At 58.4% G+C, this 24,326-nt stretch carries 26 protein-coding genes; 11 read left to right on the plus strand and 15 right to left on the minus strand.

The features are described from left to right. Window positions 1–83 precede the first annotated feature (83 nt). Window positions 84–1,397: an ATP-binding protein gene (locus ACQ4MY_RS08515; RefSeq protein ID WP_008080480.1), complete on the plus strand. Its 1,314-nt coding sequence runs from the start codon at window positions 84–86 to the stop codon at window positions 1,395–1,397. An 88-nt stretch (window positions 1,398–1,485) separates the two neighbouring features. On the opposite strand, the gene rimK is transcribed toward ACQ4MY_RS08515, so the two are convergent. Genes rimK through rimA form a run of 3 tightly spaced genes read right to left on the minus strand, consistent with a single transcriptional unit; the run spans window position 1,486 to window position 3,663 of the window. Continuing rightward, entirely contained in the window at window positions 1,486–2,391 is a 906-nt protein-coding gene (gene rimK / locus ACQ4MY_RS08520; protein WP_007952690.1) for a 30S ribosomal protein S6--L-glutamate ligase, read from the minus strand. Next, window positions 2,388–2,867 carry a retropepsin-like aspartic endopeptidase RimB gene (gene rimB / locus ACQ4MY_RS08525; RefSeq protein WP_045123093.1) on the minus strand — a complete coding sequence of 160 codons (480 nt, stop codon included), beginning with the start codon at window positions 2,865–2,867 and terminating at the stop codon, window positions 2,388–2,390. The genes rimK and rimB overlap by 4 nt, the downstream gene beginning before the upstream one ends. A gap of 16 nt (window positions 2,868–2,883) precedes the next feature. Further along, window positions 2,884–3,663, minus strand: a complete 780-nt coding sequence (gene rimA / locus ACQ4MY_RS08530) for a S6 modification regulatory phosphodiesterase RimA (protein WP_440094791.1) — start codon at window positions 3,661–3,663, stop codon at window positions 2,884–2,886. Between the two features lie 116 nt (window positions 3,664–3,779). Here rimA and ACQ4MY_RS08535 point away from each other — a divergent pair, with 116 nt between their 5' ends. Then, window positions 3,780–4,187, plus strand: a complete 408-nt coding sequence (locus ACQ4MY_RS08535; RefSeq protein WP_440094792.1) for an RNA-binding S4 domain-containing protein — start codon at window positions 3,780–3,782, stop codon at window positions 4,185–4,187. Between the two features lie 159 nt (window positions 4,188–4,346). Here the strand turns inward: ACQ4MY_RS08535 and ACQ4MY_RS08540 are convergent, their stop codons facing one another. Continuing rightward, window positions 4,347–5,147 (minus strand): phosphatase PAP2 family protein, encoded by an 801-nt coding sequence (locus ACQ4MY_RS08540; protein WP_440094793.1) that lies wholly within the window; start codon window positions 5,145–5,147, stop codon window positions 4,347–4,349. Between the two features lie 104 nt (window positions 5,148–5,251). On the opposite strand from ACQ4MY_RS08540, the gene hslO reads away from it, so the two are divergent. Beyond that, window positions 5,252–6,154: an Hsp33 family molecular chaperone HslO gene (gene hslO, locus ACQ4MY_RS08545; protein WP_440094794.1), complete on the plus strand. Its 903-nt coding sequence runs from the start codon at window positions 5,252–5,254 to the stop codon at window positions 6,152–6,154. A 182-nt stretch (window positions 6,155–6,336) separates the two neighbouring features. Next, window positions 6,337–7,878, plus strand: coding sequence for a phosphoenolpyruvate carboxykinase (locus ACQ4MY_RS08550; protein WP_008080486.1), 1,542 nt, complete (start codon window positions 6,337–6,339; stop codon window positions 7,876–7,878). Between the two features lie 65 nt (window positions 7,879–7,943). On the opposite strand, the gene ACQ4MY_RS08555 is transcribed toward ACQ4MY_RS08550, so the two are convergent. From ACQ4MY_RS08555 to ACQ4MY_RS08580, 6 genes are all read right to left on the minus strand, one after another. Further along, entirely contained in the window at window positions 7,944–8,423 is a 480-nt protein-coding gene (locus tag ACQ4MY_RS08555) for a helix-turn-helix domain-containing protein (protein WP_440094795.1), read from the minus strand. A gap of 98 nt (window positions 8,424–8,521) precedes the next feature. Beyond that, complete coding sequence (locus ACQ4MY_RS08560) at window positions 8,522–8,794, minus strand: type II toxin-antitoxin system RelE/ParE family toxin (RefSeq protein ID WP_440094796.1); 273 nt, start codon at window positions 8,792–8,794, stop codon at window positions 8,522–8,524. Then, on the minus strand, window positions 8,794–9,237 hold the full coding sequence (locus ACQ4MY_RS08565) for a hypothetical protein (RefSeq protein ID WP_440094797.1): 444 nt from the start codon (window positions 9,235–9,237) through the stop codon (window positions 8,794–8,796). Before ACQ4MY_RS08565 ends, ACQ4MY_RS08560 begins: the two co-directional genes overlap by 1 nt. Before the next feature lie 122 nt (window positions 9,238–9,359). Then, entirely contained in the window at window positions 9,360–9,659 is a 300-nt protein-coding gene (locus tag ACQ4MY_RS08570; protein WP_440094798.1) for a hypothetical protein, read from the minus strand. A 340-nt stretch (window positions 9,660–9,999) separates the two neighbouring features. After that, on the minus strand, window positions 10,000–11,142 hold the full coding sequence (locus tag ACQ4MY_RS08575; RefSeq protein ID WP_440094799.1) for a hypothetical protein: 1,143 nt from the start codon (window positions 11,140–11,142) through the stop codon (window positions 10,000–10,002). 106 nt (window positions 11,143–11,248) lie between these two features. Then, on the minus strand, window positions 11,249–11,509 hold the full coding sequence (locus ACQ4MY_RS08580) for a hypothetical protein (RefSeq protein WP_440094800.1): 261 nt from the start codon (window positions 11,507–11,509) through the stop codon (window positions 11,249–11,251). Between the two features lie 303 nt (window positions 11,510–11,812). On the opposite strand from ACQ4MY_RS08580, the gene ACQ4MY_RS08585 reads away from it, so the two are divergent. The 4 genes from ACQ4MY_RS08585 to ACQ4MY_RS08600 all read left to right on the plus strand — a co-directional run bounded on the left by ACQ4MY_RS08585 (window position 11,813) and on the right by ACQ4MY_RS08600 (window position 16,417). Continuing rightward, complete coding sequence (locus ACQ4MY_RS08585) at window positions 11,813–12,316, plus strand: polysaccharide deacetylase (protein ID WP_440094801.1); 504 nt, start codon at window positions 11,813–11,815, stop codon at window positions 12,314–12,316. Window positions 12,317–12,472: 156 nt separating this feature from the next. Beyond that, window positions 12,473–14,401 carry a RecQ family ATP-dependent DNA helicase gene (locus ACQ4MY_RS08590; RefSeq protein ID WP_440094802.1) on the plus strand — a complete coding sequence of 643 codons (1,929 nt, stop codon included), beginning with the start codon at window positions 12,473–12,475 and terminating at the stop codon, window positions 14,399–14,401. A 210-nt stretch (window positions 14,402–14,611) separates the two neighbouring features. Continuing rightward, window positions 14,612–15,838 carry a 3-hydroxyacyl-CoA dehydrogenase NAD-binding domain-containing protein gene (locus tag ACQ4MY_RS08595; RefSeq protein ID WP_440094803.1) on the plus strand — a complete coding sequence of 409 codons (1,227 nt, stop codon included), beginning with the start codon at window positions 14,612–14,614 and terminating at the stop codon, window positions 15,836–15,838. A gap of 144 nt (window positions 15,839–15,982) precedes the next feature. Then, window positions 15,983–16,417 carry an acyl-CoA thioesterase gene (locus ACQ4MY_RS08600; protein ID WP_440094804.1) on the plus strand — a complete coding sequence of 145 codons (435 nt, stop codon included), beginning with the start codon at window positions 15,983–15,985 and terminating at the stop codon, window positions 16,415–16,417. Window positions 16,418–16,513: 96 nt separating this feature from the next. On the opposite strand, the gene ACQ4MY_RS08605 is transcribed toward ACQ4MY_RS08600, so the two are convergent. The 4 genes from ACQ4MY_RS08605 to ACQ4MY_RS08620 all read right to left on the minus strand — a co-directional run bounded on the left by ACQ4MY_RS08605 (window position 16,514) and on the right by ACQ4MY_RS08620 (window position 21,451). After that, on the minus strand, window positions 16,514–16,996 hold the full coding sequence (locus ACQ4MY_RS08605; RefSeq protein WP_008080497.1) for a glycine zipper domain-containing protein: 483 nt from the start codon (window positions 16,994–16,996) through the stop codon (window positions 16,514–16,516). Window positions 16,997–17,286: 290 nt separating this feature from the next. Then, window positions 17,287–19,635 (minus strand): FdhF/YdeP family oxidoreductase, encoded by a 2,349-nt coding sequence (locus ACQ4MY_RS08610; RefSeq protein ID WP_440094805.1) that lies wholly within the window; start codon window positions 19,633–19,635, stop codon window positions 17,287–17,289. Next, window positions 19,632–20,471, minus strand: coding sequence for a formate dehydrogenase accessory sulfurtransferase FdhD (fdhD, locus tag ACQ4MY_RS08615; protein ID WP_440094806.1), 840 nt, complete (start codon window positions 20,469–20,471; stop codon window positions 19,632–19,634). The genes ACQ4MY_RS08610 and fdhD overlap by 4 nt, the downstream gene beginning before the upstream one ends. Window positions 20,472–20,563: 92 nt before the next feature. Beyond that, complete coding sequence (locus ACQ4MY_RS08620; protein ID WP_158830015.1) at window positions 20,564–21,451, minus strand: LysR family transcriptional regulator; 888 nt, start codon at window positions 21,449–21,451, stop codon at window positions 20,564–20,566. A 137-nt stretch (window positions 21,452–21,588) separates the two neighbouring features. On the opposite strand from ACQ4MY_RS08620, the gene lysM reads away from it, so the two are divergent. Continuing rightward, a complete protein-coding gene (gene lysM, locus ACQ4MY_RS08625; RefSeq protein ID WP_008080501.1) occupies window positions 21,589–22,029 on the plus strand; it encodes a peptidoglycan-binding protein LysM in 441 nt (146 codons plus the stop codon). A 96-nt stretch (window positions 22,030–22,125) separates the two neighbouring features. Here the strand turns inward: lysM and yrfG are convergent, their stop codons facing one another. Beyond that, the gene (yrfG, locus tag ACQ4MY_RS08630) at window positions 22,126–22,788 is read right to left on the minus strand and encodes a GMP/IMP nucleotidase (protein ID WP_440094807.1); all 663 of its coding nucleotides are present in this window, start codon (window positions 22,786–22,788) and stop codon (window positions 22,126–22,128) included. Between the two features lie 88 nt (window positions 22,789–22,876). Here yrfG and nudE point away from each other — a divergent pair, with 88 nt between their 5' ends. Both nudE and cysQ read left to right on the plus strand, forming a co-directional pair. Beyond that, window positions 22,877–23,443 carry an ADP compounds hydrolase NudE gene (gene nudE / locus ACQ4MY_RS08635; RefSeq protein ID WP_008080503.1) on the plus strand — a complete coding sequence of 189 codons (567 nt, stop codon included), beginning with the start codon at window positions 22,877–22,879 and terminating at the stop codon, window positions 23,441–23,443. Window positions 23,444–23,454: 11 nt separating this feature from the next. Next, window positions 23,455–24,282 (plus strand): 3'(2'),5'-bisphosphate nucleotidase CysQ, encoded by an 828-nt coding sequence (gene cysQ, locus ACQ4MY_RS08640; RefSeq protein WP_440094808.1) that lies wholly within the window; start codon window positions 23,455–23,457, stop codon window positions 24,280–24,282. Window positions 24,283–24,326: the final 44 nt, after the last annotated feature.

Below are 24,326 nucleotides of genomic sequence, written 5' to 3' on the forward strand. Positions count from 1 at the left end.
CCGGGTTGAATGACCTGCCCCGCAGACTCGCAATCCGCAATATGCGAGCATTGCTCGCTCCTGCAAGTGTGTAGCGGTTATTCATGAAAACCCCCGTCTGGTTCCCCCAAAGCTTTTTCTCCCGCACCCTCTGGCTGGTGCTCATCGTCGTGCTGTTTTCCAAGGCGCTGACTCTGGTTTATCTGTTGATGAACGAAGACGTGCTGGTGGATCGCCAATACAGCCACGGCGTCGCCCTGACGCTGCGCGCCTATTGGGCCGCCGACGAAGAAAACCGCGCGAAGATTGCCGATGCCGCGACCCTGATCCGCGTGGTCGGTGCCGGTGTGCCGGAAGGCGAACAGCATTGGCCGTACAGCGAAATCTACCAGCGGCAGATGCAGGCGGAGCTGGGTGCCGACACCGAAGTGCGTTTGCGCATGCATTCGCCGCCAGCGCTGTGGGTCCGCGCGCCGAGCCTCGGTGATGGCTGGCTGAAAGTGCCGTTGTATCCGCATCCATTGCGCGGCCAGAAAATCTGGAACGTGCTCGGCTGGTTCCTCGCCATCGGCTTGCTGTCGACGGCGTCGGCATGGATTTTCGTCAGCCAGCTCAACCAGCCGTTGAAGCGTCTGGTGTTTGCCGCCCGGCAACTCGGTCAGGGCCGCAGTGTGCGTCTGCCGATCAGCGATACGCCGAGCGAAATGACCGAGGTGTATCGCGCGTTCAACCAGATGGCCGAAGACGTCGAGCAGGCCGGCCGCGAGCGCGAGTTGATGCTGGCGGGGGTTTCCCACGACTTGCGCACGCCGTTGACCCGCTTGCGGCTGTCGCTGGAACTGATGGGCGATCGCAACGACCTGACTGACGACATGGTGCGTGACATCGAGGACATGGACGCGATTCTCGACCAGTTCCTCGCATTCATTCGCGATGGTCGTGACGAGTCGGTGGAAGAGGTCGATCTTACGGATCTGGTGCGCGAAGTGGCTGCGCCGTACAACCAGAATGAAGAGAAGGTGCATTTACGTCTGGAGCCGATCCAGCCGTTTCCGTTGCGTCGCGTATCGATGAAACGTTTGCTGAACAATCTGATCGGCAACGCCTTGAACCATGCGGGCGGTAGCGTTGAAGTTGCTGCGTATGTGTCCGGCGACGTCAGCGCGCCGTACGTGGTGTTGAGCGTGATGGACCGGGGGGCTGGGATTGATCCTTCGGAGCTTGAGGCGATCTTCAACCCGTTTACTCGTGGTGATCGTGCGCGAGGCGGGAAGGGCACAGGGTTGGGCTTGGCGATCGTGAAGCGGATTGCTTCGATGCACGGCGGCAATGTTGAGCTGCGTAATCGTTCCGGCGGTGGGCTGGAGGCGCGGGTAAGGTTGCCGCTTGGGTTGATGCTGCCTCGGGATGCCGTTTAACGGCTGAAAAAAAGATCGCAGCCTGCGGCAACTCCTACAGGAAACACATTCCCATGTAGGAGCTGCCGCAGGCTGCGATCTTTTGCTTTTAGCCTTTGCCTTTGGTGCGCGTCATATTCGGCCCGCCATTCTTTTCCAGATGCTCAATGATGATCCCCGCCACATTCTTCCCTGTGGTGGTTTCGATCCCTTCCAGCCCCGGCGACGAGTTCACTTCCATCACCAGCGGCCCGTGATTGGAGCGCAGGATATCCACCCCCGCCACCGACAACCCCATGACCTTCGCTGCACGCAACGCCGTCATGCGTTCTTCCGGCGTAATCTTGATCAGGCTGGCGCTGCCGCCACGGTGCAGGTTGGAGCGGAACTCGCCCGGTTTCGCCTGCCGCTTCATCGCCGCGATGACTTTGTCACCCACCACAAAGCAACGAATATCCGCGCCGCCGGCTTCCTTGATGTATTCCTGAACCATGATGTTCTGCTTCAGGCCCATGAACGCCTCGATCACCGATTCGGCCGCGGTCGCGGTTTCACACAACACCACACCGATGCCCTGGGTGCCTTCCAGTACTTTGATCACCAGCGGCGCGCCGTTGACCATGTCGATCAGGTCGGGAATGTCATCCGGCGAGTGCGCAAACCCGGTCACTGGCAAACCGATGCCGCGACGCGAGAGCAATTGCAGCGAACGCAATTTGTCCCGCGAACGGGCAATCGCCACCGATTCGTTCAGCGGGAACACCCCCATCATTTCAAACTGACGCAACACAGCGCAGCCATAGAACGTCACCGACGCGCCGATGCGCGGGATCACCGCGTCGAAGCCTTCCAGCGGTTTGCCGCGATAGTGGATCTGCGGCTTGTGGCTGGCGATGTTCATGTAGGCGCGCAAGGTGTCGATCACTACCATTTCATGCCCGCGCTCGGTTCCGGCTTCGACCAGACGGCGGGTGGAATACAGACGCGGGTTCCGCGACAGCACAGCGATCTTCATGCAACACCTGTGGAGGAGGTAGATACCGGGAACACCGGCTTGTCTTGTACATATTTGATGCCCGGATTGACCACCAACTGGCCATCGATCAGGGCTTTGGAACCGAGCAGCAGGCGATAACGCATGGACTTGCGGCAGGCGAGGGTGAACTCGACCGGCCAGACCCGATCACCGAGGGCCAGGGTGGTGCTGATCACATAACGCACCTGCGCATGGCCATTGGAGCTTTTAATGGTTTTGCGCGTGACCAGCGGTGCTTCACAACGCCGATGACGCAACTGCACCACCGTGCCCAGGTGCGCGGTAAAGCGCACCCACTTCTCGCCGTTGCGTTCGAACGGCTCGATGTCGGTGGCGTGCAGGCTGGAGGTGCTGGCACCGGTGTCGATTTTCGCCCGCAGGCCCGCGACTCCCAAATCCGGGAGCGCCACCCACTCGCGCAGACCGACAACGGTCAAATGGTCAAATGTCTTCAATAGGAGCAACCAACGATTAACGCTTCCAGGCCTCAGGTGTGACCTGGGCCAACGCTTTGAATGCAGGTCTGGCGAACCAGTAGCCCTGCATCAGAAATATTCCACAGTCCGCCAGGAAGTCCCGTTCACCGGCGCTCTCAATGCCTTCGGCAATGACTGTAACGTCCAACTCCGCACAGATTGTGACAATCCCCCGAACGATCGCCTGACGAACACGGTCTTGATCGACATCGCGGATCAGCGCCATGTCGAGTTTGATCAGGTCCGGTTGGAAATCAGCCAGCAGATTGAGCCCCGAATAACCTGCACCGAAATCATCGATGGCGGTCTTGAAGCCGAATTCGCGGTATTCACGCAGAATATTGGTCAAATGGCGATAGTTATCTACGTGCTCGCTTTCCAGGGTTTCGAAAATCAATCGGTTGATCGGGAAATCGTGTTTTTTTGCCGCCTCAAGAGTGCTGCGAATGCATAACTCTGGACGATAGACGGCGTTGGGCATGAAGTTGATCGACAAGTGTGTCTGCATATTTAGATTGGCCGCGCCTTCGATGGCACGGGTCCGGCAGAGCTGGTCGAAGCGGTAGCGGTTTTCTTCTGTTACTTGATCCAACACCGTCAATGCGCCTTCACCGGCAGCGCCACGGACCAGCGCTTCATGGGCGAAAATCGACTGATCGCGCAGATCCACGATCGGTTGATAAGCGAAGGAAAAATCGAAGCCCAAGGGTTCGCTTTGCTGACACCCTTGGCAACCGGCCTTGGGTGAGGTTAATGAAGACGGAAATTTAGTCACTCGATCACTCCATGCCGATGAACCGGCCCAGATCACAGTTTATCTGGAGGGCGGAGTTGTTGCGCCCGACAGAAACGGTAGTAGAGTTCCGACTACTGGCTGAACGAGGAATTCATATGGCTCAAAAAAGCGAAGAGGACGACAAGGTCCGTCTCGACAAATGGCTGTGGGCCGCGCGCTTTTACAAAACCCGCGCCTTGGCCAAAACGGCGATCGAGAGTGGCAAGGTGCATTGTCGAGGTGATCGCTGCAAGCCTGGCAAAGAGCCACGCATTGGCGATGAGTTCGAGATTCGTACCGGCTTTGAAGTGCGCACGGTGAGAGTTGAGGCGCTGTCGATCGTGCGACGTGGCGCACCCGAAGCGCAGACGTTGTACGTGGAGACTGACGAGAGTGTCGCCAAACGTGAAGCGGCGGCGGCAATGCGCAAGGCCGGGGCGTTGGGGGTCAGCACCGACGGCAAGCCGAGCAAGAAACAGCGGCGGGATTTGTTCAAGTTTCGCGGCAGCAGCAACGACGAGTAAAGACGGTATTTTTGTGTTGCTGGTGCTGATGCCATCGCGGGCAAGCCCGCTCCCACAGGTTTCTCAGGTGTTCACATGATTTGTGTTCGCTGAAAATCATTGTGGGAGCAAGGCTTGCCCGCGATCGAGTGCGCAGCACTCGCCATGGACGACGCGGTATCAGGCGCTACGCACCACACTCATCCGCGAAACCACCGGCAATTTGCCCAGCAACGCGAAAACCGGTGCCGTCACCTTCAGCCAGAAGTTCGCCGCGTGATAGGCAAACGGCGTGTAATAACCCCAGCCCAGCGCCCACACCGCCAGCAAAACCCCACCGATGTAATCGTCCTGGCCCCAATGCGCACCGGCCACCAGACGCGGCAACATGAACAACACCGCCAAACCCCACACCGTCAAAAACTGCCCGACCGTGCGGCTGAACACGCCCATGAACAGCGCCCAGATCAACAACACCGAGGCGTGATCACCGGGGAAACTCTGGCTCGAGCGATCTTTAATTTCCCAGGTTTTTTCCAGATCCGGGAAGTAGTCACTGATATGCACAGCGCCTTCCAGCACCATCGACGGACTGCTGTGCTGCCAATCCATGTAGTCGGCGAACTTGGAAAACAGTGCGCGAATCACCACCATCAACAACAGGATCGACAGAAAACCGAAAAAAGCCCGACGTACGTCAATCGCCCTGAACACCCAGTCGCCCTTGATCAACAGCGTCAGCAAAATCAGCCCGACGACGACGTCGAACGGCCGCATACTTGCAATTGCCCATATGTGGAGCCATATCGGGTTGCTGGCCAGTGGAGCATTGAGCGAGCGGAACAGCCACTCGTCGAAAATCACACACAGCGCGTTGCCCGTAGGCCATAACCAGAAAGCCAGTAGCGCTAATGGCACTACGTTGCACAGAACCAGCCGGCCGAGGTTCCACCTTGATTGGAACAAACCCGGATTGTTCATAAAATGCCTCCCATGGCAGAGCAGTCGGCACCAAAAAGGGTGCCAGAAACGCAAATTTTCACGTCTTGTAACCATTTTGTCACCACATTCAGATACCCAGACCTATGACCGACCTACCGGATACCGATTTCACCCAACGCTTCATCTTCGATGACAGCGACACCCGCGGCGAACTGGTCGCGCTTGAGCGCAGCTACGCCGAAGTCCTTGCCAAGCACCCGTACCCGGAGCCGGTCGCGCAATTGCTGGGCGAACTGATGGCCGCCGCCTCGTTGCTGGTGGGCACCCTAAAGTTCGACGGTTTGCTGATTCTGCAGGCGCGTTCCGAAGGACCGATCCCGATGCTGATGATCGAGTGCTCCAGCGACCGCGACATCCGTGGTCTGGCGCGTTATCACGCCGAGCAGATCGCGCCGGATGCGACCCTCGCCGACCTGATGCCGAACGGCGTTCTGGCCCTGACCGTCGACCCGACTGTCGGCCAGCGCTATCAGGGCATCGTCGACCTCGACGGCGAAACCCTGTCCGATTGCTTCACCAACTACTTCGTCATGTCGCAACAGGTTGGCACCCGCTTCAAGCTGTTCGCTGACGGTCGTCGTGCCCGTGGTTTGCTCCTGCAACAATTGCCGGCGGACCGTCTGAAAGACGAAGAAGATCGCGCCGCCAGCTGGCAGCACATCACCGCGCTGGCCACCACCCTGACCGCCGATGAATTGCTCAGCCTGGACAACGAAACCGTGCTGCATCGCCTCTACCACGAAGAGCAGGTGCGTCTGTTCGATGTGCAGAATCTGCGCTTCCGTTGCAGCTGCTCGCGGGATCGTTCGGGCAATGCGCTGGTCAGTCTGGGTCTGGAAGACGCGCAAGCATTGGTCGCCGAACAGGGTGGCACCGTCGAGATCGATTGCCAGTTTTGCAACGAGCGTTATCTGTTCGACGCAGCCGATATTGCTCAATTGTTCGCTGGCGCAGGTGTCGACACGCCGTCAGATACCCGGCACTAAAACGGTTCAGCGCAGGTAAATTCACTGCGTAACGACGGAATATCGCCGTTACGACGGGAGGACCCTACTCTTTTTGGGCGTTTCTGGCATAATCCGGCCCACTTTTTGTCGCGGTAGTAGTGCACGACTTTCTACTACAAAACGTTTGGAGCACACTCGGCCACTGGCCGACGGGGAATCTCATGACGCAAGCCAATAACGCCGTGTACACCGATCTGAGTGTCGATGATCTGGTAAAAGAAGCCTTGAATCGCGGTGAGGGCGAGCTTGCCGATACCGGCGCTCTGGTTGTTCGCACCGGTCACCGCACCGGTCGTTCGCCTGTTGACCGTTTCATCGTTGAAGAGCCTTCCACCCAGGCCGCTATCGCCTGGGGCCCGATCAACCGCAAGTTCCCGGCCGACAAGTTCGATGCCCTGTGGGCTCGCGTCGAGGCGTTCAACAACGCGCAAGAGCACTTTGTTTCCCACGTGCATGTAGGCGCGGCTGAAGATCACTACCTGGCCGTGAAAATGACCACCCAGACTGCCTGGCAGAATCTGTTCGGTCGTTGCCTGTTCATCAACCCGGCCCAGTACAACCCGGCTGGCCGTGAAGAATGGCAAGTGCTCAACGTCGCCAACTTCGAGTGCGTGCCTGAGCGTGACGGCACCAACTCCGACGGTTGCGTGATCCTCAACTTCGCCCAGAAGAAAGTGCTGATCGCCGGCATGCGTTACGCCGGTGAGATGAAGAAAGCCATGTTCTCCGTGCAGAACTTCCTGCTGCCGGCCGCTGACGTGCTGCCAATGCACTGCGCTGCCAACATCGGCGAAGAAGGCGATGTGACCCTGTTCTTCGGTCTGTCGGGCACCGGTAAAACCACCCTGTCGGCCGACGAAAGCCGTTACCTGATCGGTGACGACGAACACGGCTGGGGTGAAGGCGTGGTGTTCAACATCGAAGGCGGTTGCTATGCCAAGTGCATCGACCTCTCCGAGAAGAACGAGCCGGTTATCTGGAAAGCCATCAAGCACGGCGCAGTGCTGGAAAACGTCGTCATCGACGACGCCAAGCACGCCGACTACGCCGATGTCAGCCTGACCCAGAACAGCCGCGCGGCTTACCCGCTGGAGCACGTAGCCAAGCGTTCCGAGCAGAACCTCGGTGGCGAGCCAAACGCGGTGATCTTCCTGACCTGCGACCTGACCGGCGTCCTGCCGCCAGTGTCGATCCTCAACGAAGAACAAGCGGCCTACCACTTCCTGTCTGGCTACACCGCGCTGGTGGGCTCGACTGAAATGGGTTCCGGCAGCGGCATCAAGTCGACCTTCTCAACCTGTTTCGGCGCACCGTTCTTCCCGCGCCCGGCTGGCGAATACGCAGAGCTGCTGATCAAGCGCATCCGCGGTTTCGGTTCGAAGGTTTACCTGGTCAACACCGGCTGGACCGGCGGCGGCTACGGCGTCGGCAAACGCTTCAACATCCCGACCACCCGCGCGGTGATCGCAGCAATCCAGAGCGGCGCGCTGATCGGTGCTGCCACCGAACACCTCGACACCATCAACCTCGACGTGCCACTGGCCGTACCGGGCGTTGAAACCAACCTGCTCAACCCACGCAACACCTGGGCTGACAAGGCTGCGTACGACGAGGCTGCGAAAGCACTGGCCGGTCTGTTCATCGAGAACTTCAAGAAGTTCGAAGTGAGCGACGCGATCAAGGCTGCTGGGCCGAAGTTGTAAGATTGGGTTGTTGTGAATGAAAAAGCCGCCCTTCGGGGCGGCTTTTTTTTGTGAGCGATTTTTCATCATGGAATCCGCTGTCGATTTTTCGTCAGCAGTGCAGATAATGAATGAGTATTCAGCGGGAAGCTTTTCAGACGGTCCTCGCTAACGAGTGCCGCATCGAGAACACTGGTCTTTGACCTCGGAATTTTTTTTACTTTTTGGATCTCGCGTTTGAGTTCTCTCGCTGATTTGTTACTTGAGGAGTTCTTGGAGGAGAGAAGCTTCGCATCCTGCATTCGATTCCCGAGTTCATCCGTGGCTCCCAGTAGCGTCAGATCTTGCTCTAACCCCAAAACTTGCATCACTGCCAAGTAAGCTCCCATTGTTACGCCCGAACTGCCCGACTCCAGCGACCGCAAAGTCATTACAGATATTCCTGCACGCTCGGCGACTTGCTTCGCTGTGAGTCTGCGTCGCAGCCGGGCGAGTTCCAAGCGCTCACCAAGATCGACCAGTAGGCGTGCGATCCTTGGAAGCAGCGGTGCGGTTTTTCTGGCCATAACGCTAGTATTCCTTCGCTTGGTGGGTCAAAACGCCAGAATAATTGCAGGTGGTTGGTTGATCTGGCAGTTGGGGTCCTATTGGCTCTTTTGATTGCTCAGGGCCACTGTTGCCGGGCATGCATTATTCGCAGAACTTGCACGCATTCATCTTTAATCATGTAGACGATGATGTAATTGGAGGCTGCGACGATTTCTCGTGTGCCCTCAACTTTGCCTCTTCTGTACAAGGTCGGGCGCTGTCGGGCGACTTCCCCTTTTGATTCGAATATCTCGTCGAGATCGGCAGCTGCAACAGGGTTGTCCTGACTAATTCGATCCATTATTCGGTCTCGGTCGTCATGCGCCTCAGGGCGCCAGACCAACTTCATCAGCGCGCTCGTTTACGGAGAGCATCGCGTTTGGCAGCAAATATTCGGCGACTGTCTTCATCGCTGATGCTCGGCCTTGGGTCATCAATGCTGAGTTGCACCTGTCGCTTGAACCATTCCTCATAAGCGGCCGCCTCATGGGCGTGTTTCATTGCTTCGGCACGATCAGGCCGAGCGTAGGTTTTCAATTGCTGGGGGTCGTAACTGGAGGCGTCTACATTGAAGTGGCTGATACCCAATCCTTGCAAATAGGTCACCAACGTTTCAAGCCGCTTGAACAGACGTACCTGACCACTACGCTGCGCTGCCAGCGAGCATTCTTTTCCTCCCTGCGAAATTTGAATCGACCAGCCACCCGGTTGAGCGACGATATTTGTGCTGCTGACGGAGCCTTTTTCAATCAAGCGAGCGAGGGTGCTGTGATCGATAGTTTCAGTGGTCATGAAGTTGAGCCCTTGATTGAACAGTGGCTCCCATCGTACGCAGTCAATAGTAGTTTGCAAATTTCAACTCCTGTTTTGGACGTTGGCTGTCGAGCATTCATGCTTTTAGGTGTGGCAGATTTTTACGTCGGCGCTTTCCAGTTGAGCATTTGCTGCTGCGCAACTTGCAGCAGGTCACAGCCATCCTGCGTCAGCAGATAAAGGGCGTGGGTGATGTGGGGAATGTCTTCGACGTCGGCTTGTTTGAAGTTGAGGCAATAGAGGGTGCGCAGCAGGTCGCTTGATGCGCGCAAGCGCTGGACGGCGCATTCGAGGATGTCTTGCGGGTTGGCTTTTGTGTCGATGATCAGTGGGTTGGTATCAGTGAGACTGGACTCGAGTGAGCGGTAGCGATCGGTGGTGAATTGATTCCATGTTTTCATTTTGGATATCTCTGAGGGCATCAAAACCGCTGCTACCGTGACCAAGCGGTGGAGGCGGACTGTGTTCAAGTTGGTCAAACCGGCAGAGATAACCCGGTACGCCGAAGCGTCCCAAACACAGCCGCCATAAAGCATGCCGACAAAAAAGTGTCAGCAGCATACAAGCGCATGCATCAGTTATCTCTGTATTTCAGGTGACCAAACCTGAATCGCTATGTGGTTAGCGACAGGCACGACTATAGATTCGCACCCTCAAATCCCGATAGTCGACAAAGCGTCTGTCGCTGTAGGAACGGGACGAAGATTTCATCGGACGTTCCTACCGAGCATTCAACACTTTTCAACGCAAATGCGCATACGCCGAAATATCCAGCAAGCTCGTCGCCAACCCTGTCGCCGGTTTGTAGATCGGGCCTTTTACCGTCGAGAACGCCACGCCTTTACTGCCCAGCGAAACATAGCGTTCGCCTTTGTCCAGCTCGGTGAAGTAGGTGTAGGAAAGGTTGTGCATCAATTTGTATTTCGCCTCGTCGCGGGCGATGGCATTGGTGAAATTTTGCAGGTCGGCCTGGGTCAGGTTCAGGGTTTTGTTCAGTTGCACGCCCCAGCGCTTGAGGCAGACCTCGGCGAGGTGGCGGACGATGCGGCCGGGCCCGATCAGCGCTTTGCGGTCGTTGACGCTGGTCGGAACGCCGCCGCTGGCGGTGGCGTTACCGGCCATGGTGGCGTGGCGGCCGGCCATCGGGTAGATGTAGGTTTTGGTGCCCGTGGCGGTTTGTGGAATGACGCAGCTGAAGCCTTTGGAGCGCTCGTCGCGAGCGTAGAACCCGACATACTCTTTGACGTTGGCCGCGAGTTTGACGCGTTCATCCTGAAAGTTGCCAATGCCCGGTACGGGATCAAGGGCGAAAATATTAACCGGAATGTTTTTCAATGCACTGTCCTTGAACATCGCATTGGCCAGCATATGGCAACTAATGCCGCCGCGGCTCCAGCCGACCAGGTTAACTTGAGTGGGGATGACTGCGTCTTTGCGGAACGTCTTGATAATCTGTTCCTGCAACTTCTGTTGACTGACACTTCGGTCGCCGTAGTTGTATTTGCGCCAAAACCAGGAACCCTCTGCCTTTACATCTTCGATGGGAATGCCGGCGGCTTTCAGACGGTTGTATTCGGCCTCGGTCAATTGTTGGCGCTGCCAGTCGCATTGGCCTTTGAGGATGTTCATGGCGTGTTGTACGTTTTCTTCCCAGCCCTTGCCGAACAGCGTGCCGCTGAGGCCGTAATCCTTGGTTTGGGTGAAGAGGTCGTCAGCCTGCAGGTTGCCGCTGCCTGGTCCGTCGACCACAATCCATTCAGCGAATTCGCGTCCGGCGTGATGAGATGCCAGCGTCGATACAAGCTCGCCATCCCAGAAGTTTTCGTGTGTAACGTCGAACTTGTTGGAGCCGGTGCCGCAGAAAAATATAGTGACTGTTGTCATGGTCTTGCTCTTGTTGAATATAAGAGCAAACAACTTAATGTTGAATGAGTTGATAAAGAAAGTGCTGGGTTGTTTCGAGGTTTGTGAGTTTTCTGCAATCTTTGCATTACGGAGTTTGTAACTTTGCAACTTCAAGCAAGTCGCAACCATCTTGAACCAATAGATAAAGCGCATTGACGATGTTGGGGATGTCTTTGGCGTCGGCTTGTTTGAAACACACACAGTAAAGTGTTTCCAACAGATCGCTTGCGGCGCGCAGGCGTTGATCGGCGGCGTCGAGCAGTTCGCGGTGGCTGGCGTCGGTGTCGATCACTATGACGGGGTTTTCGCTGTAGCAGGTCTTGAGTGGGCGATAGCGGTTGATCATGGTGAGGCTTGTCCTGTTCGAAGACGCTCGGGCCGGCCGACAGAGTATTTTCAGCCGCGCCGGCCACTATAGAAGGGCGTTGCGCGGTGGGACAAGACAGCTGCAATGGACAGCATTCGTAGGGGTTTTTCCCGGGTTTACGGATATTCCCTACGGCATTTCATGGCTTATTCAAGGCAAAACCCTTAGGCGTAAAAAATCCCACAGGTTTGTCAGGCTATTCGCGGTAAACCTCTGTATGGTGCGCGCCAGAATCTGTAGGACGTTTCTAAACGTCTGACACGCGCTTAAAGGGAATTAGGTATGCAATGGCTACGAATGGCCTCGATTTTATTGCTGTGGGCCAGCGGTTGCCGTCTGACAATGGCGTCTGACGCAAACAACGCACCGATGTTCAACAATCTGCACCGCACTGGCTGGCCGGATGCGCTGACCAGCCAGGCCGACATGGACACCGCTTCGCGTGGTGAGGTCCTGACGTTCGCCAAAGCCCTTTTGGCCAGTGAAGCACTGGATGAGAAAGGGCTGGAGCAGCGACTCGGCGTGCCGCACGTGCAACTCAAATCGATCCGACAAGTACGTGACGGTTTGTGGGAGCGTTTGCTGAGCACCTATCGCAACGCCAGTCAGAACTGTGACGAGCAGCCCTTCTGCCCGCGTGTGCGCAGCGTCGCGGATCTGCGCCAGTTGGCGGCGGCGTTCACCGGTGATATCAGCCCGGCCCATGCGTTGTGGGCGAGCAAGAGCCAGGGCGTGCATGAGCAGGTGTTGAATGAACAACTGCGGGTGGCGGTGCTGCGCCCTTGAGTTTCTGGGTTGACCCCTTCGCGAGCTAGCTCGCTCCCACAGGGTCTGCGTGATCCGCTGTATCATTCCGAATCGATTTGGCCCCGACCTTTTCTCGACTCGCTGCGATCGCCCGCTAGGCTGTTGGCATGGCAGCGGTCAAAGGAGTGACAGCGAATGCACAACACACTGGAACAGGTTTTTGGTTATCCACAGTTCAGGCCCGGGCAAGAGGCCGCGATCAGCGCGGTGCTGGCCGGGCGCTCGGCGGCGGCGATTTTCCCCACCGGTTCCGGCAAGTCCCTTTGCTACCAGATTTCGGCGTTGCTGCTGCCGCATCTGACGCTGGTGGTCTCGCCGTTGCTGGCGCTGATGCAGGATCAATTGGCGTTCCTGCAACGCCATGGCATCTCGGCGGGCAGCATCGATTCGGCACAGAGTCGCGAGGACGCCAATGACGTAATGGCGCGTGCCCGATCGGGTGAGCTGAAGATCTTGATGATCTCGGTAGAGCGCCTGAAAAACGAGCGTTTCCGTAACTTTTTGCAGCAGGTGCCGATCTCGTTGCTGGTGGTGGACGAGGCGCATTGCATCTCGGAATGGGGCCACAACTTCCGCCCCGACTACCTCAAACTGCCGGACTATCAGCGCCAGTTCAACATCCCGCAGACCCTGCTGCTGACGGCTACGGCGACCCCCCAGGTCATCGCCGACATGCAGGCCAAATTCGCCATTGCCGCTGAGGATGTGGTCACCACCGGTTTCTACCGGCCCAATCTCAATCTGTTGGTGGAACCGGTGCGCGGTCAGGACAAGCGTCGGCGTCTGGTGGAGTGGATGAGCGAGCGCCCCGGCCAGCCCAGCATCGTTTACGTGACCCTGCAGAAAACCGCTGAGCACATCGCTGAACATCTGGAACGCAACGGCATTCAGGCCGAGGCCTATCACGCGGGTTTGCCCCACGATAAACGTGAAGCGATCCAGAAACGTTTCATGGCCGGACAGTCCAATTGCATCGTCGCCACCATCGCCTTCGGCATGGGCATCGACAAGAGTGACATCCGTAATGTGGTGCACTTCGACCTGCCCAAATCCATCGAAAACTACAGCCAGGAAATCGGCCGCGCCGGGCGTGACGGGCAGCCATCGGACTGTCTGGTGCTGGCCAACCGCGACAGCCTCAATGTGCTGGAGAGTTTCGTCTACGGCGACACGCCCGAGCGCGAAGGCATTCGTTATGTGCTCGACGAATTGAAAGCTTCGGTGCCGGAAGGGCAGTGGGAGTTTTTGCTCGGGCCCCTGGCGGATCAAAGCAACATTCGTGCGTTGCCGCTGAAGACCTTGCTGGTGCAACTGGAGTTGCGTGGGCTGATCGCGCCGCGCTACGCCTATTACGCCGAATACCGTTTTAAATACCTGCTGGAACCTGAGGCATTGCTTGAGCGTTTTGAAGGTGAGCGCAGGGATTTTGTCGCGGCGATTATCCAGACTTCAAGCCGCGCGCGTACTTGGGCGACGGTGAGTTTCGAGTCGATGTACGAACAGTATTCGGCAGAACGCAATCGCGTGGTCAAGGCGCTGGATTATTTCCAGGAGAAGGGCTGGGTCGAGCTTGAGAGCAAGCAGATGACCGAGGTCTACAGCGTGCTGCGCAGTGACTTCGATAGTGATGTTCTGGGTGGCGAATTGCACGATTATTTCACCCGCCATGAACAGACCGAGGTCGCACGAATTCACGCGATGCTTGAGGTATTCGCGACCGAACGCTGCCTGGGTTATCGACTGGCGGAGTATTTTGGCGATCACGATGCGCCTGAGCACTGTGGGCATTGTTCGGTATGCCACGGGCAAGTTGCGCGGTTGCCGGCGCCGCCGGAATTACCAGCGCTTGTGGATAAAAACTTCGCGGCACTGTGTGGAGATTTTATCCACAGGCATGAGCAACTCACCGGCGTCGCACCGACGGCGGAACGGTTGACGCGGTTTTTGTGCGGGATCAGCGTGCCGTTGTTTACCAAGCTCAAGGCGCGGACGATTGCCGGCTATGCAGCCCTCGAAGAATACCCCTACGCCGAAGTCCGCCACTGGAGCCAAACACACCTCTAAACTCTATGTAGGAGCTGCCGAAGGCTGCGATCCTTTGATCTTCCATGTTCAGATCAAAAAACAAGATCAAAAGATCGCAGCCTGCGGCAGCTCCTACTTTGAGTGGTTTATCCATTCGCTGAATGTCGATCATCACGGTAATAAACTTCAAAAAGCGTCGTTCGCTGACTATGGTGAGACCAGTCTTTGGATCGCCAACAAGAGAACAACATGAGCCAGACATCCTTCGATATTCAGCAAGCGGCCGTGATCGGCGCCGGCACCATGGGCCGGGGCATCGTCATGTGCCTGGCGAATGCCGGCGTCAGTGTGCAGTGGGTCGATAACAATCCACAGATGCTTGAGCAAGCCCTCGCCAGCGTGGCCGAGACTTATGCCCACAATGTGCGTCAGGGCCGTGTTGATCAGGCCGAGGCTGATGCGCGTATGGCTCGCGTCACTGCAGCGGCGGATTACGCGGCGATCCGCAATGTCGATCTGGTGATTGAAGCGGTGTACGAGAATCTTGAGCTCAAGCAGCAGATCTTTCGTGAGCTGGACGGCTTGTTGAAACCTGAAGCGTTACTGGCGAGCAATACGTCGGCGCTGGATATCGATGCGATTGCTGCCGTAACCCGGCGTCCGGAGCAGGTGCTGGGCCTGCACTTTTTCAGCCCGGCGCACATCATGAAACTGCTGGAAATCGTTCGTGGCGCGCGGACTTCGCCGGCGGCGCTGGATGCCGCACTGGCCTTGGGCAAACGTATGGGCAAGGTCAGCGTGGTATCGGGCAACTGCCACGGTTTTATCGGCAACCGCATGCTGCACCCGTATGTGCTGGAGGCGCGCAAGATGTTGCTTGAGGGCGCTTATCCACAGCAGGTCGACGCGGCTTTGCAGAGTTTCGGTTTTGCCATGGGCCCGTTTCGCATGTACGACGTGGTCGGTATTGACCTGGAATGGCGTGCCCGCGAGTTGGCCGGCAAAGGCCAGGACGCGCCGGAGGTTCAAGTCGATAACCGTTTGTGCGAACTGGGCCGCTTTGGCCAGAAGTCGGGTAACGGTTATTACCATTACGAGCCGGGCAGTCGTCAGGCCGAGCACGATCCTGAGATCGATGCGTTGGTGTTGCAGGTCAGCGAGAGCTTGGGCTTCCAGCGTCGAGAGATCGGCCCGGAGGAGATTCTTGAGCGTTGCCTGCTGGCGTTGGTCAACGAGGGTGCAAAGATTCTGCAGGAAGGCATTGCCGAGTCGGCCCATGACATTGACCTGGTGTATCTGAATGGCTATGGCTTCCCGGCGGACAAGGGCGGGCCAATGGCCTGGGCGGATCAACAGGGGCTGGCGGATATTCATCAGCGCTTGCTGGCGCTGGAGACGCGGCAGGGCGATCAGTGGAATCCGGCGCGGTTGATTGGTGAGTTGGCGGCGCAGGGCAAGGGCTTTGCTGACCAGTGAGAGATACTCTGCATCAGCCGCCGCTATCGCGAGCAGGCTCACTCCTACAGAGAACGCATTCCAAGGCAGGAGTGAGCCTGCTCGCGATAGGGGTAACGCGTAGTTCGCTTTAAACTGCTGACCAAACTAAATGGATCATTACCGATGGCCACCCCGATTCCTCAACGCAGCGACTATTCACACTTCCAGCCGATCACCACGCGCTGGCATGACAACGACGCCTACGGCCACATCAACAACGTTACTTATTACAGTTTCTTCGACACGGCGGTGAACACTTACCTGATCCAGGTCGGTGGTCTGGATATCCATGACGGTGAAGTGGTGGGGTTTGTGGTCAGTTCGGCGTGTGATTACTTTGCGTCGATCGCCTTTCCGGATCTGATCGAGATCGGCCTGCGGGTCGGCAAGTTGGGCAACAGCTCGGTGCAATACGAACTGGCGGTGTTCAAGGTCGGCGAAAGTGAGGCGTGTGCGGCCGGGCGATTCGTGCATGTGTTCGTGGATCGGGCGAGCAATCAGCCGGTGCCGATTCCAGGTCAATTGCGGCAGGCGCTGGAGCGTCTGGTGGTGGGGTAAAGCAAAAAGATCGCAGCCTGCGGCAGCTCCTACATTGATCTGTGTAGGAGCGGCCGCAGGCTGCGATCTTTTGATCTACGTGCCGCCAATCAGCAATCAGCGGTGGCGATAATACTTGTGATGCTTGCGATGGCCGTAGGCATGGCCGCGACCACGGTGGTCGTCACGATAGTAGCGGCGATCGTCATGGCGACGGTCGTAGCGACGATCATCGTCATCGCTTTTGTTGCCCATGTAGTTGCCCAGCGCGCCACCGGCGCCGCCACCTGCTGCGGAGCCGATCAGGCTGCCGGTGGTGCCGCCCATGCTGCGGCCAACCACGTTACCGCCGGCCGCGCCCAATGCACCACCGATGGCGGCTTCGCCACGGCTGCGTTTGTCGGCACCGACTGCGCTACCACCCGCGCCGCCCAGGGCTGCGCCGATAGTGGAACCTGTATTGCCGCCTAAAGACTGACCGACGACCGAGCCAAGAACCCCGCCCAATGCGCCGCCGACACCTGCTTCGGTGGTGCCGCCTGCCGACGCAAAACCACTGACCAGGCCAAGGGACAACAAGAGAATCTGGGAGAACTTCATAGAGGAGCCTCAAAGGGATGACGGCGCCGATCCTGAGGCTGTGTAACAAGCGTGACAATCGAAATCCGACGAATAACACGACTTGTATACAATTTCGCAAGTTACTGTTTTGTATGCGGAACTTAACCGATTTTCGCCGGTCTTTAACTACTTCGGACAGGCCGCTTTTGTGAAAAAGCGGCCTTTTTTGTGGGCGATTGAAATGCAAAAACCAAGAGATCGCAGCCTTCGGCAGCTCCTACACTGATCCCTGTAGGAGCTGCCGAAGGCTGCGATCTTTTGATCTTGTGTTAAGCCGACTTGGCCATGATCAACCCAGTCTCGCTCGCCGCTTCCAACCGGATCGCAATGAACTTCGACGTCGGCGTATGGCTGCCATCCCCGGTGCTCTCCAGCGGCACCAGCGGGTTCACTTCCGGGTAATAAGCCGCTGCTTGCCCCGCTGGAATATCAAACGCCAACAAGGTGAAGCCCTTCACCCGACGCTCGCGACCATCGTCCCACAGCGAAACGATGTCAGCCTTCTGCCCCGGTCGGAAGCCCAGACGAATGATGTCCGCCTCATTCGCGAACAACACATCACGCTGACCCTTCACCCCGCGATAACGATCGTCGAGGCCATAAATCGTCGTGTTGTACTGATCGTGGGAGCGCATCGATTGCAGGATCAAATCCGGCAGTTGCCCGGTGGCGCGGGTGCGTTCGTGCACCAGATCCTTGGGCAGCATGTTCGCACGGAAATTGGCGCGGCCCGACGGCGTGTTCCACTTGCGCGCGCCGGCGCTGTTGCCGAGGTAGAAACCGCCCGGGTTTTTGATCTTCTCGTTGAACTCTTTGAAATTCGGAATGGTGTCGGCGATCAGTTCGCGAATGCGTCCGTAATCGGCTACCAGCCAATTCCAGTCCACCGGCTTGCTGCCCAAAGTGGCGGCAGCGATGCCGGCGATGATCGACGGCTCCGAGCGCATCTGGTTCGACAGCGGCTGCAGCTGACCGTTGGAGGCGTGAACCATGCTGAACGAATCTTCCACTGTGACGGCTTGCGGGCCTTCGGTCTGGATGTCGATGTCGGTACGACCGAGGCACGGCAGGATCAGCGCGTCTTTACCGTGCGCCAGGTGGCTGCGGTTGAGTTTGGTGCTGATCTGCACGGTCAGGTCGCAATTGCTAAGCGCTGCGAATGTACGCGGGCTGTCCGGCGTCGCTTGCGCGAAGTTACCGCCCAGACCGATGAAGACTTTGGCGCGGCCTTCGGCCATCGCATGGATCGCCTCGACCACGTTATGGCCGTTATGACGCGGCACCTTGAACTGGAAGCGACGCTCCAGCGAGTCGAGGAACGCCACCGGCGGACGCTCGTTGATGCCCATCGTCCGGTCGCCCTGTACGTTACTGTGACCGCGCACCGGGCACAGACCAGCACCCGGTCTGCCGATGTTGCCGCGCAGCAGCATCAGGTTGGATATTTCCTGGATGGTCGGCACCGAATGGCGATGCTGGGTGATGCCCATCGCCCAGCACATGATCACGTTTTTGCCTTTGGCGTACATGCGCGCGGCTTGCTCGATCTCGACCAGCTTCAGGCCGGATTGCTCGACGATCTGCTCCCACGATGTGTCGTCGACGACACCGAGATACTCCAGCACGTTGGCGCTGTGTTCATTGAGGAAGTCGTGATCGAACACGGCAGGTTCGCCAGCCTTTTGTGCGTCGCGTTCCCATTGCAGGAGGAACTTGGCCATGCCGCGCAGCACCGCCATGTCACCGCCGAGTGCCGGACGGAAATACGCGGTGTTGGTCGGCTTGTCGCCGTTGGTGAGCATTTCGATCGGGTGTTGCGGGTGCTGGAAACGTTCCAGACCGCGTTCCTTCAACGGGTTGATGCACACCACCTGAGCGCCGCGTTTCACCGCTTCACGCAGGGGTTCGAGCATGCGCGGGTGATTGGTGCCGGGGTTCTGGCCCCAGACAAAAATTGCATCGGCGTGCTCGAAATCGTCGAAGGTCACGGTGCCTTTGCCGACGCCAACGCTTTGTGCCAACGCGACACCGCTGGCCTCGTGGCACATGTTCGAGCAATCCGGGAAGTTGTTGGTGCCGTAGGCGCGCACGAACAGCTGATACAGATACGCCGCTTCATTGCTGGCGCGACCCGAGGTGTAGAACTCGGCCAGGTCCGGGCTCGGCAGACTCTGCAGGTGTTTGGCGATCAGCGCGTAGGCGTCGTCCCAGCTGATCGGTTTGTAGCGATCAGTCTCGGCATCGTAGACCATCGGCTCGGTCAGACGACCCTGATACTCCAGCCAGTAGTCGCTCTGCTCAAGCAGCGAGGTCACGCTGTGCCTGGCGAAGAACTTGGCGTCCACACGGCGCTTGGTCGCTTCCCAGTTCACCGCTTTCGCGCCGTTCTCGCAGAACTTGACCATGCCGCTTTCCGGCGAGTCGCCCCACGCGCAACCCGGGCAGTCGAAGCCGCCATTCTGGTTGGTCTTGAGCATCATGCGCAGGTTTTTCAGGGCGTTGTCGCTGGTCAACCAGGCCTGGGCCACACTGATCAGGGCACCCCAACCACCGGCGGCGCCTTTGTATGGCTTGTAGCGCGGGACAGGTTTCTGGTCGGCTTGATGATGTTGGCTCACGCTTGATTCTCCATCGCGGGGCTATACACCCGCGGCGCACTTTTCTGCGGCAGGTGGATGAGATTGAGGTTGTGTCGACGGGCCCATTGCACGGCAAGGCCCGTGGGCGCGGACAGGCTGACCAGGGTCTGGATGCCGGCGCGCAAGACTTTCTGGATCAATTCGAGGCTGCAACGACTGGTGACAATCGCCAGGCCGCCGTTTGTGGATATCTTTTGCCGGATCAGCCCGCCGATCAGTTTGTCGAGGGCGTTGTGCCGGCCAATGTCTTCGCGACCGAGCAGCAACTCGCCGCTGGCATTCATGAATACGGCGGCGTGTACCGCGCCGCAGTACTGGCCTAAAGGTTGAAACGCGCTGATGCGCTGGCGCAGGCCGTCGAGCCAGGCGATCGGTGGCAACGGCGCACCGGGCAGGACTTTCAGCTCAGGCAATGCCTGTTCCACGGCCTCGACGCCACACAATCCGCAACCGCTGGTGCCGGCCATTTGCCGACGTTGTTGCTTGAGGTTCCAGAAGGCTCGGTTGGCGATGGTCACTTGCGCGTATTGCGCGGAGTCGGCGCCGGTCAATTGCAGGTCATAAATGTCGGTCGCGTCCTCGATGATGCCGCTGCCGAGGCTGAAGCCGACGATGAAATCTTCAAGGTCGGTCGGCGTCACCAGCATCACGGCCTGACTGATGCCGTTGTAGGCAATTGCCAACGCAACTTCCTCGGCCAGCGCGGTGCTGGCCGATTCCTCACGGGGAAGATCGCTGTAGCTGTAGGTCTGGCTGGCGGCAGGCGCGGGCGTTTCGAGTTCAGGCGCCGCGCAAGTTGGGCGCTTGGCGTTCATGGCATCACCGACGGATTGATCAACGTTAAGACTAGGCGCGGCAAGTTGTCGCGTCTAATTGCTACTGTCGATCTATCGATAGATGCCGTCGATCAAGCGCCGCTTGGCGATTGTTGATAAAGCGCAAAACAGGCCTCGGCCAGCGCTGAACGCGGGGCGCCACGCCGCATGATCAGGCCCAGCGGGGCGAGGGTCTGCGCGTTTTCGATCGGTTGTAGACGCAGATGGTCGGTGAGTTTTTCCAGACCGCCGTCCAGCGGCATGATTGCGCAGCAGAATCCGCCGTGCACGGCTTGTAACAATTGATGCACCGCGTCGGTTTGCAGCAACGGTTGTGGGGTCAAGCCACGGCTGTGGAAGTTGTGGTCGATGGACTGACGAAAATGCATGCCGCTGGTGAGCATGCCTAACGGCAATTCGATCAGCGCTTGCCAACTCAACGGCGCCTCGCCGAACGTGAAGGTGCGCTGGTCGTAGAGCAGGCCCATGCGGGTTTCGCTGAACGCGTGCGATTCGAAGCGTTCGTTATCCAGCCGATCCAGATAGGACACGCCAATGTCGATGCGATTGTTGGCCAGCTGCTCGAGGATCTGCTCGGAACTCAATGCCGACATTTCAAAGCGCAGGTTCGGGTGCGCGGCGTGCAGGCGTTGCAGCAATGGCAGCGGATCGAAGCTCGACAGCGGCACCACCCCGAGGCGCAGGGTGCCGATGAGGTTGCCGCGACAGGCCGCGGCTTCTGCGTGCAAGCCGTCGTAAGCGGCCATTACCGAACGCGCCCACGCCAGCACGCGCTCGCCGGGCGCGGTGAAACCTTCGAAGCGCTGGCCACGGTTGACCAGTGGCAGATCGAGTTCTTCTTCGAGGTTACGCAGGCGCATCGACAGGGTCGGCTGGGTGATGTGGCAACGCGCGGCGGCCTGGCCGAAGTGGCGGGTTTCGTCGAGGGCGATGAGGAATTTCAGCTGCTTGATGTCCATCTTCGCTCCGGGGGGCTGGCAGGGGTAGGCGATTCTACCGCCTGGCGCTGGGCAGGGTCATTGGTCGGCCAGGAACCGGGTTTGTCCGGCGTGGTCTAGGCTTGGACGTCTGGAACCCAAATCAAGGAGTGTGCGCTATGAGTCTTTTGAGCTTTGTGAAAGAAGCCGGTGAAAAGCTGATCGATCTGCTGACCCCAGGCAACGCCAATGCCAGTGAGCAATTGAAGGAGCACATCAGCAAGGTCGGGCTGGGCAATCCGAATGTGCAGGCGACTGTCGACGGCGACAAGGTCACCGTGACCGGTGAGGTGGCGAGCCAGGAAGAGAAAGAGAAGATTCTGCTGGCCGTGGGCAATATTGAAGGCGTGGGCAGCGTTGATGATCAGATTACGGTGACCGGGCCAGTGGTCGCAGCTGCACGTTTTGTCGTGGTGAAAAAAGGCGATACGCTCAGCGCAATTTCGCTGGCGGTCTATGGCAACGCCAATCAATACAACAAGATCTTTGAGGCCAACAAACCGCTGCTCAAGGATGTAAACAAAATCTACCCAGGCCAGACACTGCGTATCCCTGAATAACCCGCAAACCCTGTAGGAGCTGCCGCAGGCTGCGATCTTTTGATCTTGCGGTTGAAAGATCAACAGATCGCAGCCTGCGGCAGCTCCTACACGGGATCAGAGGTTGGCGATCAGGTCGCGGTAATCCTCGACGGCGGCAAACTCGGCGGTGTCCCTCGGTCCTTTGCGGCTGTCGGGCTGTCTGACTGCCAGCAAATGCGCCACACCAAAATCCCGCGCGCTGCGCAAGATCGGCAAGGTGTCGTCGATAAACAGGCTGCGGGCCGGATCGAAACCGATGTCCGCTTGCAAGGCATCCCAGAACTGCGGATTTTCCTTGGGGAAACCGTAATCATGCGAGCTGATCAGCCGCTCGAAGTACGGCGCCAGTTCTATCCGCTCCAGTTTCAGCGACAACGAATCGCGGTGCGCGTTGGTGATCATGATCACCCGCTTGCCGGCCCGTTTGATCGCCTCGAGAAAGGTGTCGGCATCCGGCCGCAAGGCGATCAGGTGTGCGGTCTCCTGCTTCAACTCGCGCACTGACAGCTTCAGTTCAGTGCTCCAGAAATCCAGGCAGTACCACTGCAACTGGCCGGCATGACGCTGGAACAGCGGCTGTAATTCCATGTCGGCCATCGCCCGGCTGACCCCGTGCAGTTCGGCGTAGCGCTGGGGCAGGTGTTCCAGCCAGAAATGGTTGTCGAAGCGCAGATCCAGCAGCGTGCCGTCCATGTCCAGCAGGACGGTATCGATGTCGGACCAGGGTAAAGAAGGCATGGCAACGTCTCGAGCGGTAGAAAGATATCCGACGTAAACAATCGGGAAAGCCGCGTTATAGTAGCGCGTTCACGCCAAGGAGCTTTGCATGCGCCAGAAACCTACCGTACTCGCCCGCGAGATCGTCGCCACCAGTCGTCTGTTTTGCGTTGAAGAGCTGAAACTGCGTTTTTCCAATGGCGTGGAGCGCACCTACGAACGATTGGTCGGCAAGGGCGCCGGCTATGGCGCGGTGATGATCGTAGCGATGCTCGATGCCGAACACGCGGTGCTGGTCGAGGAATACTGCGGTGGGACTGACGAGTATGAGCTGTCATTGCCTAAAGGATTGATCGAGCCGGGCGAAGATGTACTGGCGGCGGCCGAGCGCGAGCTCAAGGAAGAAGCCGGTTTTGGCGCGCGACAACTGGAACATCTGACCGAGCTGTCCTTGTCGCCCGGTTACATGAGCCAGAAGATCCAAGTGGTGCTGGCCACCGATTTGTATGAAGAGCGCCTGGAAGGGGATGAGCCGGAGCCGATGCGGGTCGACAAGGTCAACCTGCGCGACTTGTCGATGTTGGCGCAGAACCCGCAATTCTCCGAAGGCCGCGCACTGGCGGCGCTTTATTTGACCCGTGACCTGCTGACCCAGCGCGGGTTCTTTCAGTTATGAGTGAGATGTCGATGAACTTTCCCCATCCGTTGATGGCGCCGGTGGTTGCGCTGGCATTGCAGGCAGGCGACGCGATTCTGCCGTTCTGGCGCGCAGGCGTCGAAGTCACGGCCAAGTCCGATGACTCGCCGGTGACCGCTGCCGACCTGGCGGCACACCATGTGATCGTGGCGGGCCTGACGGCGCTGGACCCAAGCATTCCGGTGCTGTCGGAAGAAGACGCCAACATCGCGCAGAGCGTGCGCGCCGGGTGGCAGCGCTGGTGGCTGGTGGATCCGCTGGACGGCACCAAGGAATTCATCAGCGGCAGTGAAGAATTTACCGTCAACATCGCGCTGATCGAAAACGGTCAGGTGGTATTTGGCGTGGTGTCGATGCCCACCAACGGTCGTTTCTATGTCGGTGGTGCGGGTCTCGGCGCATGGCGTTGCGACAAGGACGGCACGCCGGTTTCGATTCAGGTGCGTGACGTGCCTGGGCCGGGTGAGGCGTTTACGGTCGTCGCCAGCCGCCGGCATTCCAGCCCTGAGCAGGAGCGTTTGCTCGCCGGCCTGAGCGCCAGCCTGGGTGAATTGCAGTTGACGAGCATTGGTAGCTCGCTGAAGTTTTGCCTGTTGGCGGAAGGGGCGGCCGATTGCTATCCGCGACTGGCGCCGACTTCACAGTGGGACACGGCGGCGGCGCAGGGTGTGCTCGAAGGCGCGGGCGGTGAGGTGCTGGATCTGAGCGGTGCAGCGTTCTGCTATCCGCCGCGGGAATCGCTGCTGAATACGTCGTTCCTGGCGTTGCCGGCGAAGGCTGCGTGGCGTGCGAAGTTGCTGGAACTCGCGCGCGGTTAAGATCAAAGATCGCAGCCTTCGGCACGTTCCTGTAGGAGCTGCCG

This window comes from Pseudomonas sp. SM4 (assembly GCF_051913165.1).
GTDB lineage: Bacteria > Pseudomonadota > Gammaproteobacteria > Pseudomonadales > Pseudomonadaceae > Aquipseudomonas.

Coding starts and splice junctions, on each gene's coding strand:
- ACQ4MY_RS08515 (WP_008080480.1), top strand. CDS start 84: ATGAAAACCCCCGTCTGGTTCCCCCAAAGCTTTTTCTCCCGCACCCTC.
- rimK (WP_007952690.1), bottom strand. CDS start 2,391: ATGAAGATCGCTGTGCTGTCGCGGAACCCGCGTCTGTATTCCACCCGC.
- ACQ4MY_RS08535 (WP_440094792.1), top strand. CDS start 3,780: ATGGCTCAAAAAAGCGAAGAGGACGACAAGGTCCGTCTCGACAAATGG.
- ACQ4MY_RS08540 (WP_440094793.1), bottom strand. CDS start 5,147: ATGAACAATCCGGGTTTGTTCCAATCAAGGTGGAACCTCGGCCGGCTG.
- hslO (WP_440094794.1), top strand. CDS start 5,252: ATGACCGACCTACCGGATACCGATTTCACCCAACGCTTCATCTTCGAT.
- ACQ4MY_RS08550 (WP_008080486.1), top strand. CDS start 6,337: ATGACGCAAGCCAATAACGCCGTGTACACCGATCTGAGTGTCGATGAT.
- ACQ4MY_RS08555 (WP_440094795.1), bottom strand. CDS start 8,423: ATGGCCAGAAAAACCGCACCGCTGCTTCCAAGGATCGCACGCCTACTG.
- ACQ4MY_RS08560 (WP_440094796.1), bottom strand. CDS start 8,794: ATGAAGTTGGTCTGGCGCCCTGAGGCGCATGACGACCGAGACCGAATA.
- ACQ4MY_RS08565 (WP_440094797.1), bottom strand. CDS start 9,237: ATGACCACTGAAACTATCGATCACAGCACCCTCGCTCGCTTGATTGAA.
- ACQ4MY_RS08570 (WP_440094798.1), bottom strand. CDS start 9,659: ATGAAAACATGGAATCAATTCACCACCGATCGCTACCGCTCACTCGAG.
- ACQ4MY_RS08575 (WP_440094799.1), bottom strand. CDS start 11,142: ATGACAACAGTCACTATATTTTTCTGCGGCACCGGCTCCAACAAGTTC.
- ACQ4MY_RS08580 (WP_440094800.1), bottom strand. CDS start 11,509: ATGATCAACCGCTATCGCCCACTCAAGACCTGCTACAGCGAAAACCCC.
- ACQ4MY_RS08585 (WP_440094801.1), top strand. CDS start 11,813: ATGCAATGGCTACGAATGGCCTCGATTTTATTGCTGTGGGCCAGCGGT.
- ACQ4MY_RS08590 (WP_440094802.1), top strand. CDS start 12,473: ATGCACAACACACTGGAACAGGTTTTTGGTTATCCACAGTTCAGGCCC.
- ACQ4MY_RS08595 (WP_440094803.1), top strand. CDS start 14,612: ATGAGCCAGACATCCTTCGATATTCAGCAAGCGGCCGTGATCGGCGCC.
- ACQ4MY_RS08600 (WP_440094804.1), top strand. CDS start 15,983: ATGGCCACCCCGATTCCTCAACGCAGCGACTATTCACACTTCCAGCCG.
- ACQ4MY_RS08605 (WP_008080497.1), bottom strand. CDS start 16,996: ATGAAGTTCTCCCAGATTCTCTTGTTGTCCCTTGGCCTGGTCAGTGGT.
- fdhD (WP_440094806.1), bottom strand. CDS start 20,471: ATGAACGCCAAGCGCCCAACTTGCGCGGCGCCTGAACTCGAAACGCCC.
- ACQ4MY_RS08620 (WP_158830015.1), bottom strand. CDS start 21,451: ATGGACATCAAGCAGCTGAAATTCCTCATCGCCCTCGACGAAACCCGC.
- lysM (WP_008080501.1), top strand. CDS start 21,589: ATGAGTCTTTTGAGCTTTGTGAAAGAAGCCGGTGAAAAGCTGATCGAT.
- yrfG (WP_440094807.1), bottom strand. CDS start 22,788: ATGCCTTCTTTACCCTGGTCCGACATCGATACCGTCCTGCTGGACATG.
- nudE (WP_008080503.1), top strand. CDS start 22,877: ATGCGCCAGAAACCTACCGTACTCGCCCGCGAGATCGTCGCCACCAGT.
- cysQ (WP_440094808.1), top strand. CDS start 23,455: ATGAACTTTCCCCATCCGTTGATGGCGCCGGTGGTTGCGCTGGCATTG.